General features: G+C 72.2%; 10 protein-coding genes. 6 read left to right on the forward strand and 4 right to left on the reverse strand.

Going from position 1 to position 15,227, the window contains the following annotated elements; all coding sequences use genetic code 11:
• The first annotated feature begins 3 nt into the window (after positions 1-3).
• The 6 genes from ACWGO0_RS18070 to ACWGO0_RS18095 all read left to right on the forward strand — a co-directional run bounded on the left by ACWGO0_RS18070 (position 4) and on the right by ACWGO0_RS18095 (position 10,640).
• On the forward strand, positions 4-705 hold the full coding sequence (locus ACWGO0_RS18070; protein ID WP_453535274.1) for an ABC transporter ATP-binding protein: 702 nt from the start codon (positions 4-6) through the stop codon (positions 703-705).
• The gene (locus tag ACWGO0_RS18075) at positions 702-2,885 is read left to right on the forward strand and encodes a hypothetical protein (RefSeq protein WP_453535277.1); all 2,184 of its coding nucleotides are present in this window, start codon (positions 702-704) and stop codon (positions 2,883-2,885) included. The genes ACWGO0_RS18070 and ACWGO0_RS18075 overlap by 4 nt, the downstream gene beginning before the upstream one ends.
• 68 nt (positions 2,886-2,953) lie before the next feature.
• Entirely contained in the window at positions 2,954-3,358 is a 405-nt protein-coding gene (locus tag ACWGO0_RS18080; protein WP_453535279.1) for a globin, read from the forward strand.
• 169 nt (positions 3,359-3,527) lie between these two features.
• A complete protein-coding gene (locus ACWGO0_RS18085; RefSeq protein WP_453535282.1) occupies positions 3,528-6,854 on the forward strand; it encodes an FtsX-like permease family protein in 3,327 nt (1,108 codons plus the stop codon).
• A 1-nt stretch (position 6,855) separates the two neighbouring features.
• The gene (locus ACWGO0_RS18090) at positions 6,856-9,687 is read left to right on the forward strand and encodes an FtsX-like permease family protein (protein WP_453535284.1); all 2,832 of its coding nucleotides are present in this window, start codon (positions 6,856-6,858) and stop codon (positions 9,685-9,687) included.
• Entirely contained in the window at positions 9,684-10,640 is a 957-nt protein-coding gene (locus ACWGO0_RS18095) for an ABC transporter ATP-binding protein (RefSeq protein ID WP_453535287.1), read from the forward strand. The genes ACWGO0_RS18090 and ACWGO0_RS18095 overlap by 4 nt, the downstream gene beginning before the upstream one ends.
• A gap of 172 nt (positions 10,641-10,812) precedes the next feature.
• On the opposite strand, the gene ACWGO0_RS18100 is transcribed toward ACWGO0_RS18095, so the two are convergent.
• The 4 genes from ACWGO0_RS18100 to ACWGO0_RS18115 form a co-directional block, all read right to left on the reverse strand.
• Complete coding sequence (locus ACWGO0_RS18100) at positions 10,813-11,496, reverse strand: hypothetical protein (RefSeq protein WP_453535290.1); 684 nt, start codon at positions 11,494-11,496, stop codon at positions 10,813-10,815.
• Positions 11,493-11,915: an acyl-CoA thioesterase gene (locus ACWGO0_RS18105; protein ID WP_453535292.1), complete on the reverse strand. Its 423-nt coding sequence runs from the start codon at positions 11,913-11,915 to the stop codon at positions 11,493-11,495. Before ACWGO0_RS18105 ends, ACWGO0_RS18100 begins: the two co-directional genes overlap by 4 nt.
• Before the next feature lie 5 nt (positions 11,916-11,920).
• Complete coding sequence (gene ettA, locus ACWGO0_RS18110) at positions 11,921-13,585, reverse strand: energy-dependent translational throttle protein EttA (RefSeq protein WP_453535295.1); 1,665 nt, start codon at positions 13,583-13,585, stop codon at positions 11,921-11,923.
• Between the two features lie 113 nt (positions 13,586-13,698).
• Positions 13,699-15,162 (reverse strand): LAETG motif-containing sortase-dependent surface protein, encoded by a 1,464-nt coding sequence (locus tag ACWGO0_RS18115; protein WP_453535298.1) that lies wholly within the window; start codon positions 15,160-15,162, stop codon positions 13,699-13,701.
• Positions 15,163-15,227: the final 65 nt, after the last annotated feature.

Genomic DNA, 15,227 nt, shown 5'->3' on the forward strand with positions numbered 1-15,227 from the left:
ACCATGGTCCAGCACACCTTGAACGTCTCCGGCCTGACCTGTGAACTCGGCGGTCGCACTCTGCTGGCCTCGGTGTCGCTGACCGCAGCGGCCGGGCGGTCGGTCGCCGTGACCGGGCCCAGCGGCAGCGGGAAGAGCACACTGCTCTCCTGCCTCGCCGGGCTGCGACGGCCGACCGCCGGACGCGTCGAGGTGTGCGGCACCGATGTCGCCACGTTGCGGCCCTCGAAGGCCGCGGCGTGGCGTCTGGCCACGCTCGGGTTCGTGTACCAGTTCGGCGAACTGCTGCCGGAGCTCTCCGCTGTGGAGAACGTGGCGCTGCCGCTGCTGATCGGTGGCGACGCCCGTAAGGAGGCGTATCCGACGGCTGAACGGCTGCTGGACGAGCTGAGTGTCGGCTCCGTCGCCGATTCGCCGGCCGGGTCCCTCTCCGGAGGTGAACGCCAGCGGGTCGCCGTGGCCCGCGCGCTGTCCACCCGGCCGCCGGTGATCCTGGCGGACGAACCCACCGGCGCGCTCGACGAGGAGGCCACCGACGAGGTCTGCGACCTGCTGTTCGCGCTGCCCGCGGCCCGGCAGTGCACACTGGTGGTCGTCACCCACAACCCCGTGGTGGCGGCCCGTGCCGACGTGACGCTCCGGCTCTCCGGCGGCATCCTGAGCGAGCAGCCGCACCCGGACATGACGGGACCGGTCCGCGGGTGAGCCGCTCGCGCCGGGGCGCCACCGCGCAGCTGCTGGCGATCGGCAGGCGTACCGCACACGCACCCGGAGATCCCCGGGTGCTGCTCCAGGGCGCCTGCCTGGCCCTGGCCGCCGCGGCGACCGTGTTGCTGGTCTGGTCGGTACTGACGGTCCACGCCGTGTACGAGGCCCGGGAGACCAGGGGCGCGGCACGGATGCCGGTCCTGACCGATCCGGACAGCGAGCCCGCCCTGCGCTGGCTGGAGAGCGTGGACAGCCGGCAGCAGCGCGCGTTCTCCGTGGTGTACATCGAACCGATCGTCGCCGAGGCGCCCCTGCCACCCGGTCTTCCGCGCTGGCCCGCACCTGGCGAGGCGTTCGTCTCGCCCGCGCTGCTGGAGGCGATGCCACAGGCCACCGAGCGTTACGGAACGTACGGGGGGAAGATCTCCGCAGCCGGGCTCGTCGATCCCGGTGAGCTGCTCGTCTACGCGCGGGCCCCCGAAGGGATAAAGCTCGGCGATTTCGGCAGCGCCCTCTCCATTCCCGGCTTCGGGTCCCCGCAGGGCGGGCCGGAGTATTTCTCGAGCCAGGGCGGCTCTCGATCCGAGAGTGATCTGTACTGGCTGATCAGCCCGTTCCTCGGGCTCCCCGTTGCCGTACTGCTGGTCACCGGCTCCCGGCTGGGCGCCAAACGCCGGGACCGCCGGCTGGCGGCCCTCTACGCCCTGGGGGCCGGCCGCTCCGTGCGGGCCCGGATCAGCGTCGGCGAGTGCGCCCGGCCGCTCGCGCTCGGCACCGCGGCTGCCGCTCTGCCACTGGCCGTCCTGTGTTTCGTCGACATGAGGCTGCCGGTCACCCGCTACTGGATCGCCGCCGATGACCTCCGAGCGGTCCTGATCCCGTTCCTGCTCGTGGTACCGGTGGTCTGGGTGGCGCTGTGCGCTCTCTTCGCAGGTTTGCATCTGCGACCACGCGGCACCGGGGGGAACCGTCCGCGCCCGTTCACGGACCGTGCCGCGCTCTGGCCCGGGTGGCTGGCCGGGGCCGGCGGACTGTTCATGCTGTGGGGTGCGCTGATCTCGGGGACGTACGGCTACCGGCTCTTCCTCCTCGGCACCGTACTCGCGCTCGCCGGGCTGCCGCCGCTCCTGGGCCGGGCGGCCGTCCGGCTCTCCGGCCGGCTCACCGGACGCGGACGCGACAACGCCGCCCGGCTGATCGGCGGGCGATGGGCCGCCGCCCACCCCGGTGTGATCGCCCGGGCCAGCGCCTCGCTCGCCATCCTGCTCGGTCTGCTCGCCCAGGCCCAGGTCGCGGTCACCGATCTGACGGCCGAGGCACGGGCCGCCACCGCACTCAGTCAGCGGCTCGACGGACGGATGCTGCAGGTCGACACCGCCGAGCAGGGCCGCGCCCCGGGCCTGCGCTTCACGGCCGGTCTCGACCCGGGCGACCAGCTGCTGCGCGTCGGCAGCGGTGAGGGCCAACAGCTCGTGATCGAGGCTCCCTGCGCGACGCTCGCCCGGCTCGGCGCACTGCGCGCCTGCCCGCGCGGCACGGCACGTTCGTTGGAGGACGTCTTCACCGGGGCGACACCTCGCACCGAAGCGCTGCGCTGGATGACCAACGGCGCCCCGCAGGTCATGGCCACGCCGGACGCACCCGAACTGCTCGCACGCACCGGCCACTTCGCCGTACTGATGACGGATCCGCACGAGGACCGTGTGCAGCGCGCGGCGCGTGCCGCCTTCGGTCCGGTCTCCGTGGGAGCGCCCGGGGAGGCGTTTGTGACGGGTTCGGCGACCCGGGCCCGGACGGTGGACTGGGTGCTGCTGACCGGCTCGATCGGGCTGTTCCTGCTGATCCTCACCGGCCTCGCCGGCCTGCTGCACGGCTTCCTGGACCGCGCCGAGGACCTGGCCCCTCTGGCCGGGTACACAGCGGGGGTGGGCTTCCATGTGCGGCTCGCCTGGTGGGGAATGGGTGCGCCGATGGCTTGCGCGGTCGTGCTGAGCACACTGTTCGCCGGGCTGATCGCGACGCTCCATTCACAGCTGTTCGCGCGGGCGGGAGATACGCCGGAGATGCTGCTGGGCGTGACCCTGGCAGCGACGACGGCCCTGTGCGGTGCGGCCACCGTCGTCGGCGGGCTGCTCTCCCGCCGTTACGGACATCGCTGGGTGCCCCGCGGGGACTGAGGGACCGGGACGGGGTCCGGGGTCCTAGGACCCCGGTCCTCGGCCGGTGCGTCTGCGACCATGGACACGTGACTGAGATTCCGCGCGACACGCTTCAGGAGCAGACCTTCTACGAGCAGGTCGGCGGCGAGGAGACCTTCCGGCGCCTGGTGCACCGCTTCTACCAGGGTGTCGCCGATGACCCGCTGCTGCGTCCGATGTACCCGGAGGAGGACCTCGGCCCGGCCGAGGAGCGCTTCACGCTGTTCCTCATGCAGTACTGGGGCGGCCCCCGGACGTACAGCGACGACCGCGGGCACCCTCGGCTGCGGATGCGGCACGCACCGTTCCAGGTCGACCGGGCCGCGCACGACGCCTGGCTCGGCCACATGCGGATCGCACTCGACGAGCTCGGGCTGTCCGCCGAGCACGAGCAGCAGCTGTGGAACTACCTGACCTACGCCGCCGCTTCGATGGTGAACACGGAGGGCTGATCACGGAGGGCCGGCCGCGGAGTGCCACCGGAATCCGGTGTTCCGCGGCCGGATAACGGTCACGATCCCATCAAGGTGCACCCGCAAGCGGTTTCCATAACCCCGTGCTGTCTGAAAGCATCCCTGGAAGCGTCGGGGGGCGTGCGTATTCAGGGTGTCTGGGGGTCAGGTGACGGGGTTCGTCTTTCTGCGCGTGAGGGCCCACCGGCTCCTGCTCGCCGCGGCCGTACTGGCCGTGCTCCTGACCACCTCCGTGCTCGCCGCGCTCACCGCGTTCTCCGGTTCCATCGGCGACGCCGCGCTGCGCCACTCGCTCACTCACCGGTCCGCCGCCTCGGCCTCGCTCGTCGTATCCGCCCAGGTGGACCGCGATCAGCGCGAGGAAGCCGACGCCACGGCCCGCGAGGCGGCCCGCGACACCTTCGCCGGGCTCCCCGTGACCGTACGGAAGCTGGAGCTCTCCGGTCCTTACGCCCTGCCGCGCGGCCTCCAGGCTCCGGCCGCCCGGCGCGGCGACCCCGATCTGACGCAGTTCGCGGCGCTGGACCACAGCCGGATCCGGATCACCTCCGGCCGCATGCCCGAGGCCGGGAGCGGGAAGAGCGACGGGCTCGTACAGGTCGCTCTGCCGGGCACCGCCGCCGAGGTCCTGAAGGTGAAGGCCGGCGCCCGGCTCACCCTCACCGACCGGCTGGGCGGCAAACCGCTGAAGATCCGGATCACCGGTCTGTACGAGGCCGTGGACCAGGCCGATCCGTACTGGCAGCTGGACCCGCTCGCCGGACGCGGCGTCCGCAAGGTCGTCTTCACCACCTACGGTCCACTGCTCACCGATCCCGCGGTGCTCGCCTCCGGACGGGTCAGCCCGGGAGAGACGTCCTGGCTGGCGGGCGCGGACTTCCGTACGGTCACCACCGGCCGGATGGACGCGCTGCACCAGGCGTCGACCGACGGCCCCAAGGCCCTGCTCGCCACCGAGGTGTTCAAGGACGGCGCGTCCGTGCGGACTTCGCTGCCCACGGTGCTCGAACAGATCGAGAAGGCGCTGCTGGTCTCGCGCTCGACGCTGATGATCGTCGCCGTTCAGCTGGTGCTGCTCGCCGCCTACGCCCTGCTGCTGGTGGCGAGGCTGCTGAGCAGCGAGCGGGGCGGCGAGACCGAGCTGCTGCGGGCCCGTGGCGGTTCGCGCGGCCGGATCACCTCGTTCGCCGCGATCGAGGCCCTGATGCTCGCGGTGCCCGCGGCCGTCGTCGCGCCCCTGCTCGCGGGGCCGCTGACCCGGTTGCTCGCCGAGCGCAGCGAGCTCTCCCGGATCGGGGTGCGCCTGGACGGCAGCGCGTCCGGGACCGTATGGCTGGTCGCCGCCGGTGTCGCACTGGCGTGTGCGCTCGCCGTGGTGGCGCCCGCGCTGACCTCCGGTGGCGGTGGTGGGCGCGGCCGTGCGGCCTCGCTCCCCGGGCCTGTGCGGGCGGGCGCCGATGTGGGGCTTCTGCTGATCGCGGCGGTGGCGTACTGGCAGCTCGACCGGCAGACGGGGGCCTCCGGAAGCGGCGCCCTGAGCGGGGACCAGGAGGGCGAGCTCGGTATCGATCCGCTGCTGGTCGCCGCTCCCGCGCTGGCGCTGCTCGCGGGCACGGTCCTGACGCTGCGGCTGCTGCCGCCCGCGGCGAGACTCGCCGAGCGCCGCGCCGCGAGCGGCCGGGGGCTGCCCACGGCACTGGCCGGCTGGCAGTTCAGCCGTCGGCCGCTGCGCGGCGCGGGTCCTGTGCTGCTGCTGGTCCTGTCCGTGGCGATGGGCATGCTGGCCATCGGTCAGAGCGCGTCCTGGGACCGTTCGCAGGGTGACCAGGCGGATTTCAGGTCCGGGGCTTCCGTACGCATGACGGGCGGGCCGAACAGCGATCCGGCGAAGGCGGGTGCGTACGGCGCGCTGGACGGGGTACGGGAGGCGGCGCCCGCGTACCGCACGAGCATGGAACTCTCCGGCGAGCGCACGGCCCAGATCCTCGCCCTGGACACCGCGCACGCCGACGAGCGGATGATGCTGCGCGACGATCTCGCCGACGGCTCCCCGTCCGGGCTCCTGCGTTCGCTGGCTCCGCCGCGGACGGACCGGCCCGGCCTTGTGCTGCCGAAGGGTGGCACGCAGCTGAGGTTCGACGTGCGCATCACCGATACGGCCGCCCGCGACGGGGCGTCCCCTTCGGGCCGCACGCCGCAGGTCGCCGTTCTCCTCGAGGACCGTTTCGGTCTGCCGTACCGGGCCCTCGCCGGACCGGTGCCGGCCGACGGCAGGCCGCACTCCGTGTCCGTCCCGGTCTCCGCCGCGGGTGAACTGGCCCTGACCGGCTTCGAGCTGGACGACAAGCCGCCCGTCGGCAGCGCCGAGCAGCACCGGCTGTCGGTGACCGCCCTGCGGACGGTGGCCGGCGGCGGCGCCGAGAAGCCGGTGCCCGTGCCGGACGGCTTCCGCTGGCAGGCGGCCCTGACGGTCAGCGTGGGAGGCGAGGACCAGCAGGGGCCCGGCCTGGCGCCGTCGGTTCCCGCAGGGGCCGCGCTGTCGCTCGACTACGGCACCGGTCTTGTGGCCGAGGAGGACGCGGGGTTCCTCCCGCCGGTGAACAGCATCCGCGTCACCTCGGCCCGTTCGAAGGCCCCGGCGCTGAACGCCGTGGCGACGGACGCGTTCCTGAAGGCTTCGGGGGCGAAGAAGGGCCAGAGCATCGATGTGCCGCTCGGCGGTGAGCAGGTGCGCGTGAAGATCACGAAGGTGGTCAGGCAGCTGCCCACGACAGGCCCGGCCGCCACCGCTGCGGGATCGTCCGGTTCCGGCGGGGGCGGCTCCACCGGGGACGGCGGAGCGCTTCTGCTCGATCTCAGGGCCCTCACCCAGGTGTTCGCCCACGATTCGACCTCCCTGCTCAGCCCCACCGAGTGGTGGCTGAGCACCAACAGCCCGGCCGACGCGAAGAACGTCGCCGCCCAGCTGCGCGCCCTGCCCGACACCGACCCGGCGCAGGTCCACGTACGCGACGAGGTGGCCGATGACCTGGTCAGCGATCCGCTGGGGGCAGGCCCGCAGTCCGCGCTGCTGGCCGTCGCCGTGGTCGGAGCCGCGCTGGCGGCGGTGGGTTTCGCGGTGAGCGCCGTCGGCTCGCAGCGCGAACGTTCCGCCGAGTTCGCCGTGCTGCGGGCGCTGGGCGCGCCGCGCCGCCAGCTGGCCCGGATGATCGCCGCCGAACAGGGCGTGCTGATCGCCATCGGACTGCTGGCAGGGCTCGCGCTCGGCGCGGTCCTGACCAGGGCGGTCGTGCCGCTCATCGTGCTGACCGGCCAGGCCGCCCAACCGGTTCCGGCCGTGCTGGTGCAGCTGCCCGCCGGGCAGATCGCCGGGCTGCTGGCAGGTGTCGCCGCACTGCCGCTGCTGATCGTCGCGGCGATCGCGCTGCGCCGGGCCGACCCGGCGGTATCGCTGCGCCACCAGGGGGACAACTGACATGAGCGCCGAAAAGAACGCCACCTCAGGCCGCGTCCCCCGTGGTCCCGCCGCCTGCGCCCCCTGGGTACGCACCCGGCTGCGTACCGCTCCCGGCGCCGCCGCCGCGCTCGCCGTGCTCGTGCTGCTCACCGCGTTCCTCGCCGCCGCGTTCCCGCGCTCCGTGGACGCGTACGAGACGAAGGGGCTGCGCCACGACGTCGGCTCGGCGAGCCCGGAACGCAGTCTGCTCGAAGTGACGACGCTGCCCATGGGGCTCAGCGTGGACGAACGGGCCGACGCGTCGCGGCGGGCGAAGCTGGCCGAGGTCCACGGCAAGCTCCTGGGCTCGCTGCCCTCCCCCGTACGGCCCGACGCGGCGAACTCCTCGTACGGGGTGCACACCACGAAGCCGGTGCCCGCCACCGAGCCCTGGCTGCCGCGCCCCAACGCCTTCCCCCCTCAGTTCACGTACGCGGCCCCGTCGGCGCTGTCCGAGCACAGCACCCTGAGCGCCGGGCGCTGGCCCGCCAGCCGGGGCGAGGTCACCCCCGCCACCCGGGAGGTGGAGGCGGCCGTCACGACCGAGTCCGCCGCCTCGCTGGACATCGAGGTCGGTTCGAAGATCGCCGTGTCCACGCACGACGGGAAGCCGCTGACCCTGCGGATCACCGGGATCGTCACCCCCCGGGACCCCGAGAGCGCCTACTGGTCCGCCGAGCCCCTGATGCGTGCCGCTTCGCTGGTCCCGGCGCCCGACTCCCCCACTCCCGTCTTCTACTGGGCGGCCACGCTGCTGCTGGCACCGGACGCCGGTCCCGCGCTGCTGTCCACGACGGGCGAACCCGAGCTGTTCTGGCGCATCGCACCGGACGCCGCGCACCTCACCTCGCTGGACGCCGCCCCGCTCCGGGCCGCCGTCGCCTCGATGGAGCGCGGCCCCGAACTGCTGAACATGCGGGACATCGCGGGCCCCACCGCGACGCTGACCACGGATCTGGACCAGATCCTCCTCTCCCACGAGGCGATGCGCGGCGCGATCAGCCCCGTCGTCGCGGTCGCCGCGGTCGGGATCGGCGCGGTCGCCGGGGTGGTCCTGCTGATGACGGGAGGGCTGACCGCGAGCCGCAGGCACAGCGAACTGTCGCTGCTGCGCTCGCGCGGCGCCTCACTCGCCGGCATCGGCAGGAGGCTGCTCGGCGAGACGGCCGTGACCGTGCTGCCCGCGGCGGCGCTCGGCCTGCTGCTCGCCGTGCTCCTCGTCGGGGACGCCCGGCTGTGGCCCGCGGTGGCGGGCGCCGGCGCGGTCGCCGCACTGGTCTGCATCGCGCTCCCCCTGCTGACGACGCTCCAGCACCGCAGACCCCAACTGCACGGGGCCCGGGACGACATGATGAGCGCCCGGCCCTCGCGGCGGCGCACCGTCGCCGAACTGACCGTGCTGGTACTGGCGGTCGGCGCGGTCACCGCGCTGCGCCGCCGGGGCACCGCATCGGCCGGGGGCACCGACCTGCTCGTCTCCTCCGCCCCCGTGCTCGTCGGCCTGATCGCGGCGCTCGTCCTCGTACGGCTCTACCCGCTGCCGCTGCGGCTTGCCTCCCGCCCCGTCGCCCGGACGCGGGGTGCGATCGGCTTCCTGTCGCTGGCCCGCGCCGGGCGTTCGTCGGCGAGCGGCACACTCCCGCTGCTCGCCCTGCTGATCGCCCTGACCACGGCGGCGTTCGGCGGTTCGGTGCTCGCCGGTGTGACGGACGCCCGGGACGACGCGGCACTCGCGGCCGTCGGCGCGGATGCCCGGATCAGCGGGCAGGGCGACGCGACGCCGGTGACGGACCGTTTCACCCGGGAGGTGCGCGCGGCGGGCGGCGTACGGGACGTGGCACCCGTACAGATCGAGTACGGCGTTCAGCTGCCGCCCGGAAAGGACGGCTCCCAGGGCACGAAGGGGGCGACGCTGATCGGCGTCGACCCCGACTCGTACAACCGGCTGGCCCGCGCCACCGGACTACAGCCGTTCCCCGCCGGGCCGCTGAAGGCCACCGGCCCCTCGGCGCCCCTGCCCAAGGGTGCGCCGGACTCGGACGACCGGGTGCTGCCCGCGATCGCCTCGCCGTCCGTCGCCGCGCGCCTCGGCGACCGGCCGCACGCCGTCGAGACACTCGCCGGAGACTTCAAGGTGCGGGTCGTGGGCGTCCGGCCGGCCACTCCCGCGGTGAGCAGTTCCGAGTTCCTCGTCGTCAACTCCGCCTCGCTCACCCTGCGGCAGAACACCACGCTGCTGGTCACCGGCGAGGCACTGGACGCGAAGGCGCTGAGCGCCGCTGCCGAAGACGCGGGCAAGGACTTCGTCGTACGCCTGCGGTCCGAGGAGCGCGAGTCGTTCGTCGACACGCCTCTGCAGGCGGGCGCCGAACGGATCTACGGAGCGGGAATCGTGGCGGGGGCCGGGTACGCGCTGCTCGCCGTCCTGCTGTCGCTGCTGCGGACCGCGCCCGAACGCACCACCCTGCTGGCGAGACTGCGCACCATGGGGCTGACCACCGGGCAGGGCAGGCGGCTGCTGGCCCTGGAGGCGATGCCGCAGGCGCTGCTCGCCGCCGTCGGCGGGCTGCTCGTCGGCTGGGCGACCATCGCGCTGCTGGCGCCGGGCGTCGACCTGGTCTCGCTGGCACTGTCCGGGGCGCGCGGTGCCGCCGATGTACCGCACACCGCTTCACTGCGGGCCGACCTCTGGTCACTGGCACTTCCGGCGCTCGGCGTGGTCCTCCTCGCCGCCGCCGTCGCCGGTGTCCAGGCCTGGTGGGCGAGCCGTCGTGGATCGATCACCGAACTCAGGGCAGGAGACACCCGATGACGTCGACGACCGAGACCACCCTGGCGGAGCTCGAACAGCGGGCCGCCGCACGCCGCGACCGGCCCTCGTACGGCCATGACGCGCTGATCGCCTGCGACCGGCTGGTACGCATCTTCACCACGGACGGCGTGGAGGTGCAGGCCCTCCAGGGTCTCGATCTGCTCGTCACCGAGGGCGAGTTGATGGCCCTGGTCGGTGCCTCGGGCAGTGGCAAGTCGACGCTGATGAACATCCTGGCGGGCCTCGACGTGCCCACGGCCGGGTCCGCGAAGGTCGCGGGCTGCGACCTGCTGTCCATGGGCAAGAAGGAGCGGCTGCGCTACCGCCGTGACGTGGTCGGTTTCGTCTGGCAGCAGACCGCCCGCAATCTCCTGCCGTACCTCACCGCCGTCCAGAACGTCACACTGCCGATGCAGTTGCGCGGCGGCGGCCGGCGCGGCGAACAGGCCGCCCGCGCCGAGTCGTTGCTCCAGATGCTGGAGGTGGCGGACTGCCGCGACCGGCGTCCGCAGCAGATGTCCGGCGGCCAGCAGCAGCGGGTGGCGATCGCGGTGGCGCTGGCCAACTCCCCCTCGGTGCTGCTCGCTGACGAACCGACCGGCGAGCTCGACTCGGCCACCGGTGAGCAGGTGTTCGCCGCGTTCCGCCGTGCCAACGAGGAGCTGGGCACGTCGATCGTGATCGTGACCCACGACCAGGCGGTGGCGAGCGAGGTGCGCCGTACGGTAGCCATCCGCGACGGCCGTACGTCCTCCGAGGTGCTGCGGCACACGGAGGTCGACGCGGCGACGGGCAAGGAGTCGCAGGTGGCCCGCGAGTACGCGATGCTCGACCGCGCGGGCCGGCTCCAGCTGCCGGCCGACTACACCGAGGCGCTGGGCATGGAGCACCGGGTGATGCTGGAGCTGGAGCAGGACCACATCGGGGTGTGGCCGGACGGGCGCGAGGAGTAGAACCGGTGGCCGCGCACACCCCCCACGGGATGCGCGGCCACCGGCCTCGCGGGCGCGCCGGCGTGCTGGTGCGCACCCGATGTGGAACTCTCCCAATCCTCGCCCGCCGCGCATAGGCGCAACGGTGGCGTTTGTGCGTCATGACGCACATACGCCACGGGGCCGGGGCGAGTCAGTGCCCGGTGCCGACCGTCACCGCGAGGTTGCCGAGCCCGCCACCGGGGCCGCGGACGATGACCGAGCCGAAGGGTGTGCGCAGCCGGAGCCACGGGCCCGAGGTCAGCAGGGCGACCGGGAAGTCCGGGGCGGCGCGCAGGAAGCCCAGGGACTGCGCGGCATGGACCGCGCGCAGGGGAAGCTGTGTGGTGCCGACGTGGCGCGACCAGATCTCGCGGCCGATCAGGTCGCGTTCCGCCCTGGTGCGGCGGTCGTCGGGCAGCGCTTCGTCGCGGGTGCGGAATTCCTCGACGGCGGCGGTGAGCTGAGCACGCAGGGCCATCGGGTCCGGCAGTCCGGACTGTTCGTGCCAGCCGCCGCGCGGCGGGAGCACACCGGTCCACGGCGGTCCCGTGACAGGCGCGGGAACGGCGCCGGAGCCGGTCGACTCCTCCAGGGATTCGAGGAGTTCACCGGCGGACACGGTCACGTCGAACTCGTGCGTGCCGGTCAGCCGCGCCGTCCGGATCGCGAGGACCTCGAACGACGGCGGCCTTCCGAACACGGCCAGTGCGCCGCCGCCGGCCTGCAACCGGACGGCTGCGGCCCGGTCGTAGTGGAGCAGCCGGCCGAGGAAGGCGGCGAGATCCGCCGCCTCCCTCGGGTCGGCGAACAGCAGCGACCGCACGGGCACCGTCATACGGCTGCGGGCTCCTCGGCCAGGAACTCCTGGAGGAAGAGCTTCTCCTCCGCGGAGATACGCCGGGGCCGCTCCTCGGCCAGGTTGTACGGGACGACAACGGTCGACGCCCGTACGTACACCTGCTCCGGGTCCTTGATCTCGTACGAGATCGTGAGCGAGGCGGCACCTATCTTCGTGACCCACGACTCGACGGTCACCGGGGCGTGCCGGTGGACCAGCGGCCGTACGTAGTCGATCTCGTGCCGGGCCACGACGGACCCGCCCGAGAAGGACGGCGAGCCGTCCCCCGGCTGCAGGCGGAACATGAAGTCGATGCGCGCCTCCTCCAGATAGCGGAGGAAGACCACGTTGTTGACGTGGCCGAAGGCATCCATGTCCGACCAGCGGAGCGGGCAGCTGTAGATATGACGAGCCAAGACGATCAGCCTCGCGTGAGCTTCTTGTACGTGGCGCGGTGCGGGCGGGTGGCGTCGGCGCCGAGCCGCTCGACCTTGTTCTTCTCGTACGACTCGAAGTTGCCCTCGAACCAGTACCACTTGGACTCGCCCTCGTACGCCAGGATGTGCGTGGCGACGCGGTCCAGGAACCAGCGGTCGTGGGAGATGACCACGGCCGCACCCGGGAACTCGAGCAGGGCGTTCTCGAGCGAGGAAAGGGTCTCCACGTCGAGGTCGTTGGTGGGCTCGTCGAGGAGCAGCAGGTTGCCGCCCTCCTTGAGCGTCAGCGCCAGGTTGAGGCGGTTGCGCTCACCACCGGACAGGACACCGGCCGGCTTCTGCTGGTCCGGGCCCTTGAAGCCGAACGCGGAGACGTACGCCCGCGAAGGCATCTCGACCTGGCCGACGTTGATGTAGTCCAGCTCGTCCGACACGACGGCCCAGAGGGTCTTCTTCGGGTCGATGTTGGCGCGGGACTGGTCGACGTAGGAGATCTTGACCGTGTCGCCGACCTTGATGGCGCCGGAGTCCGGCGTCTCCAGGCCCTGGATCATCTTGAACAGCGTGGTCTTGCCCGCACCGTTCGGACCGATGATGCCGACGATGCCGTTGCGCGGCAGCGTGAAGGACAGGTCGTCGATGAGGACCTTGTCGCCGAAGGCCTTCGAGAGGTTCTCGACCTCGACGACGATGGAACCGAGCCGCGGGCCCGGCGGAATCTGGATCTCCTCGAAGTCCAGCTTCCGCATCTTGTCCGCCTCGGCCGCCATCTCCTCGTACCGGGCGAGACGTGCCTTGGACTTGGTCTGCCGGCCCTTGGCGTTGGAGCGGACCCACTCGAGTTCTTCCTTGAGCCGCTTCTGACGCTTCTCGTCCTTGCGGCCCTCGACCTTGAGGCGCGCCTGCTTCTTCTCCAGGTACGTGGAGTAGTTGCCCTCGTAGGCGATGGCACGGCCGCGGTCGAGCTCGAGGATCCACTCGGCGACGTTGTTCAGGAAGTACCGGTCGTGGGTGACGGCGATGACGCAGCCCGCGTACTTCGAGAGGTGCTGCTCCAGCCAGTTCACCGACTCGGCGTCGAGGTGGTTGGTGGGCTCGTCGAGGAGGAGCAGGTCCGGGGCCTCGATGAGGAGCTTGCAGAGCGCCACGCGGCGCTTCTCGCCACCGGAGAGGTTGGTGACGGGCCAGTCGCCGGGCGGGCAGCCCAGGGCGTCCATGGCCTGCTCCAGCTGAGCGTCCAGGTCCCACGCGTTGGCGTGGTCCAGGTCCTCCTGGAGCTTGCCCATCTCGTCCATGAGCGCGTCGGAGTAGTCGGTCGCCATGAGCTCGGCGACCTCGTTGAAGCGCTTGAGCTTGCCCATGATCTCGGCGGCGCCGTCCTGGACGTTCTCCAGGACGGTCTTCGACTCGTCGAGCTTCGGCTCCTGCATGAGGATGCCGACGCTGAAGCCGGGCGTGATGTACGCCTCGCCGTTGGACGGCTGCTCAAGGCCCGCCATGATCTTCAGTACCGTGGACTTACCGGCACCGTTGGGTCCCACGACACCGATCTTTGCGCCGGGCAGGAAGTTCAGGGTGACGTCATCGAGAATCACCTTGTCGCCGTGCGCCTTGCGCGTCTTGCGCATGGTGTAGATGAACTCAGCCAAGAGAAACCGTCCGGCAGCAATAGAGGTGTGGGCAGATACACCCATCTTGCCTGACGCGTGCCACCGGACGGAAACCCGTCCGGTGACCGGTACGCGCTCCGAAGGTCACACGCTCACTCGCTGTCACCGTTCGGCTTCTTCCGGCGCAGGAGGAGGACCGAGCCGCCGCCGATGACGACGAGGGCGATGGCGATGCCCGCGATGATCGGGGTGGCACTGGAACCGCCGGTCTCGGCGAGGTCGCCCTCCAGCCCCGTGGAGCTGGTGCCCGTGGACGCCGGGACGGGCTGCCTGGCGCTCTGCGTACCGATGCCGCCCTGCTCACCTGCGGCGGTGTCGCCGGTGGTCGCGCAGTCCAGGACACCCGTGAAGTTCTTCTGGAGGCCGCCCGGCCCGGTGATCGTGAAGTCGTACGCCTGGTCCTCGGCCACCGGGATCGTCACGGTCCTGGTGGCTCCCGCGGCGATCGTGTGCTCGGAGCCCGCGAGCTCGAAGGTGAACGGCTCGTCGCCCCGGTTGCTCGCCGTGATGTCCACGCCGCCCTTGGCGCAGTTCTTCTTCGCGGTGAGGGCGGGAACCGCCCCGGCCTCGGCCCAGGTGGCGGTGGCCTCGGCGGAGACCGTGGATTCGCTGGAACCGGCGAGGATCTGCGTCTGGCTCCTGGTGACACCGGCGAAGGCCCGGCCGACGGGTACGGAGGTGGTCGCCTGCACCGTCAGCGAGGCGGACCCGTCGGCGGCGTCCTTCGGTATGTCGAAGTAGAGCCGGGCGCCGTCGGCCGCCGAGGTGACGGGCTTGCCGTTCTTGTCGGTGATCCGGACGCCGCTGGCGACGTCGGCGGGCGGCGTCAGGGAGACCTGGTCGGCGTTGGTACGGACGGTGACCGGACCGAGCCGCTCACCGGCCCTGCCGGAGACCGCGGCGGGCTCCAGGGCCAGGGACGCCCTGGGCTCGGCGGAGGCCGATGCGTGCTTCGCGAGCCAGTCCGCGAGCTTCTCGGCCTGCGGGTCGGCGGCCTCGACCCGGACGTCGTCCGAGTGGCGCCAGATGGCCACCTGCGTCCCGGCCGCCGCGGTCTGCTCGGTGAGCGGCCCCGTCCCGGCCCGCCGGGCGAGGGCCGCGAGGTCGTCGACGCGGGGATAGGAGTGCTGGAGGATCCAGCGGATCTTCCCGGCGTTCTTGTTGGCGCCGAGCGAGGTCTGGTCCCAGGAGGTCTCCAGATACTTCGCCTGGTCCTGGGTGGCGTTGTGGATGTCGACGCAGTACGTCTTGAGCTTGCCGCCGCCCTCGACGGTCATCTCGAAGAGCCCGGCGGGGATCACCTGGGTGGTGTTCTTCCCGCCGTTCTCGCCCGGGATGTGGAGCACCGCGCGGTCGAAGGTCTTCAGTCCGTCCAGGACCGCGGTCGCCCCGCCCTGGTGCTGAGGGGCGTTCCCGGCAGCCGCCGCGCCGGTCGCACCGGCGAGGGTGCCGGCCGCGGTGAGACCGGCGACCAGCACCGTGGCGGCCAGTCCGGCGAGCCCTCTGGCGCGACCCCGTTCGGACGATCCGGAAGACGCCGAGAACGCAGAAAACACAGAATTCCCCTCCGGGCGAGGACCTCGCGCCTGGGGCGCGTGTGGGGATTGCCTCGCCAGCAGAC

This window comes from Streptomyces sp. NPDC055749, from assembly GCF_053617235.1.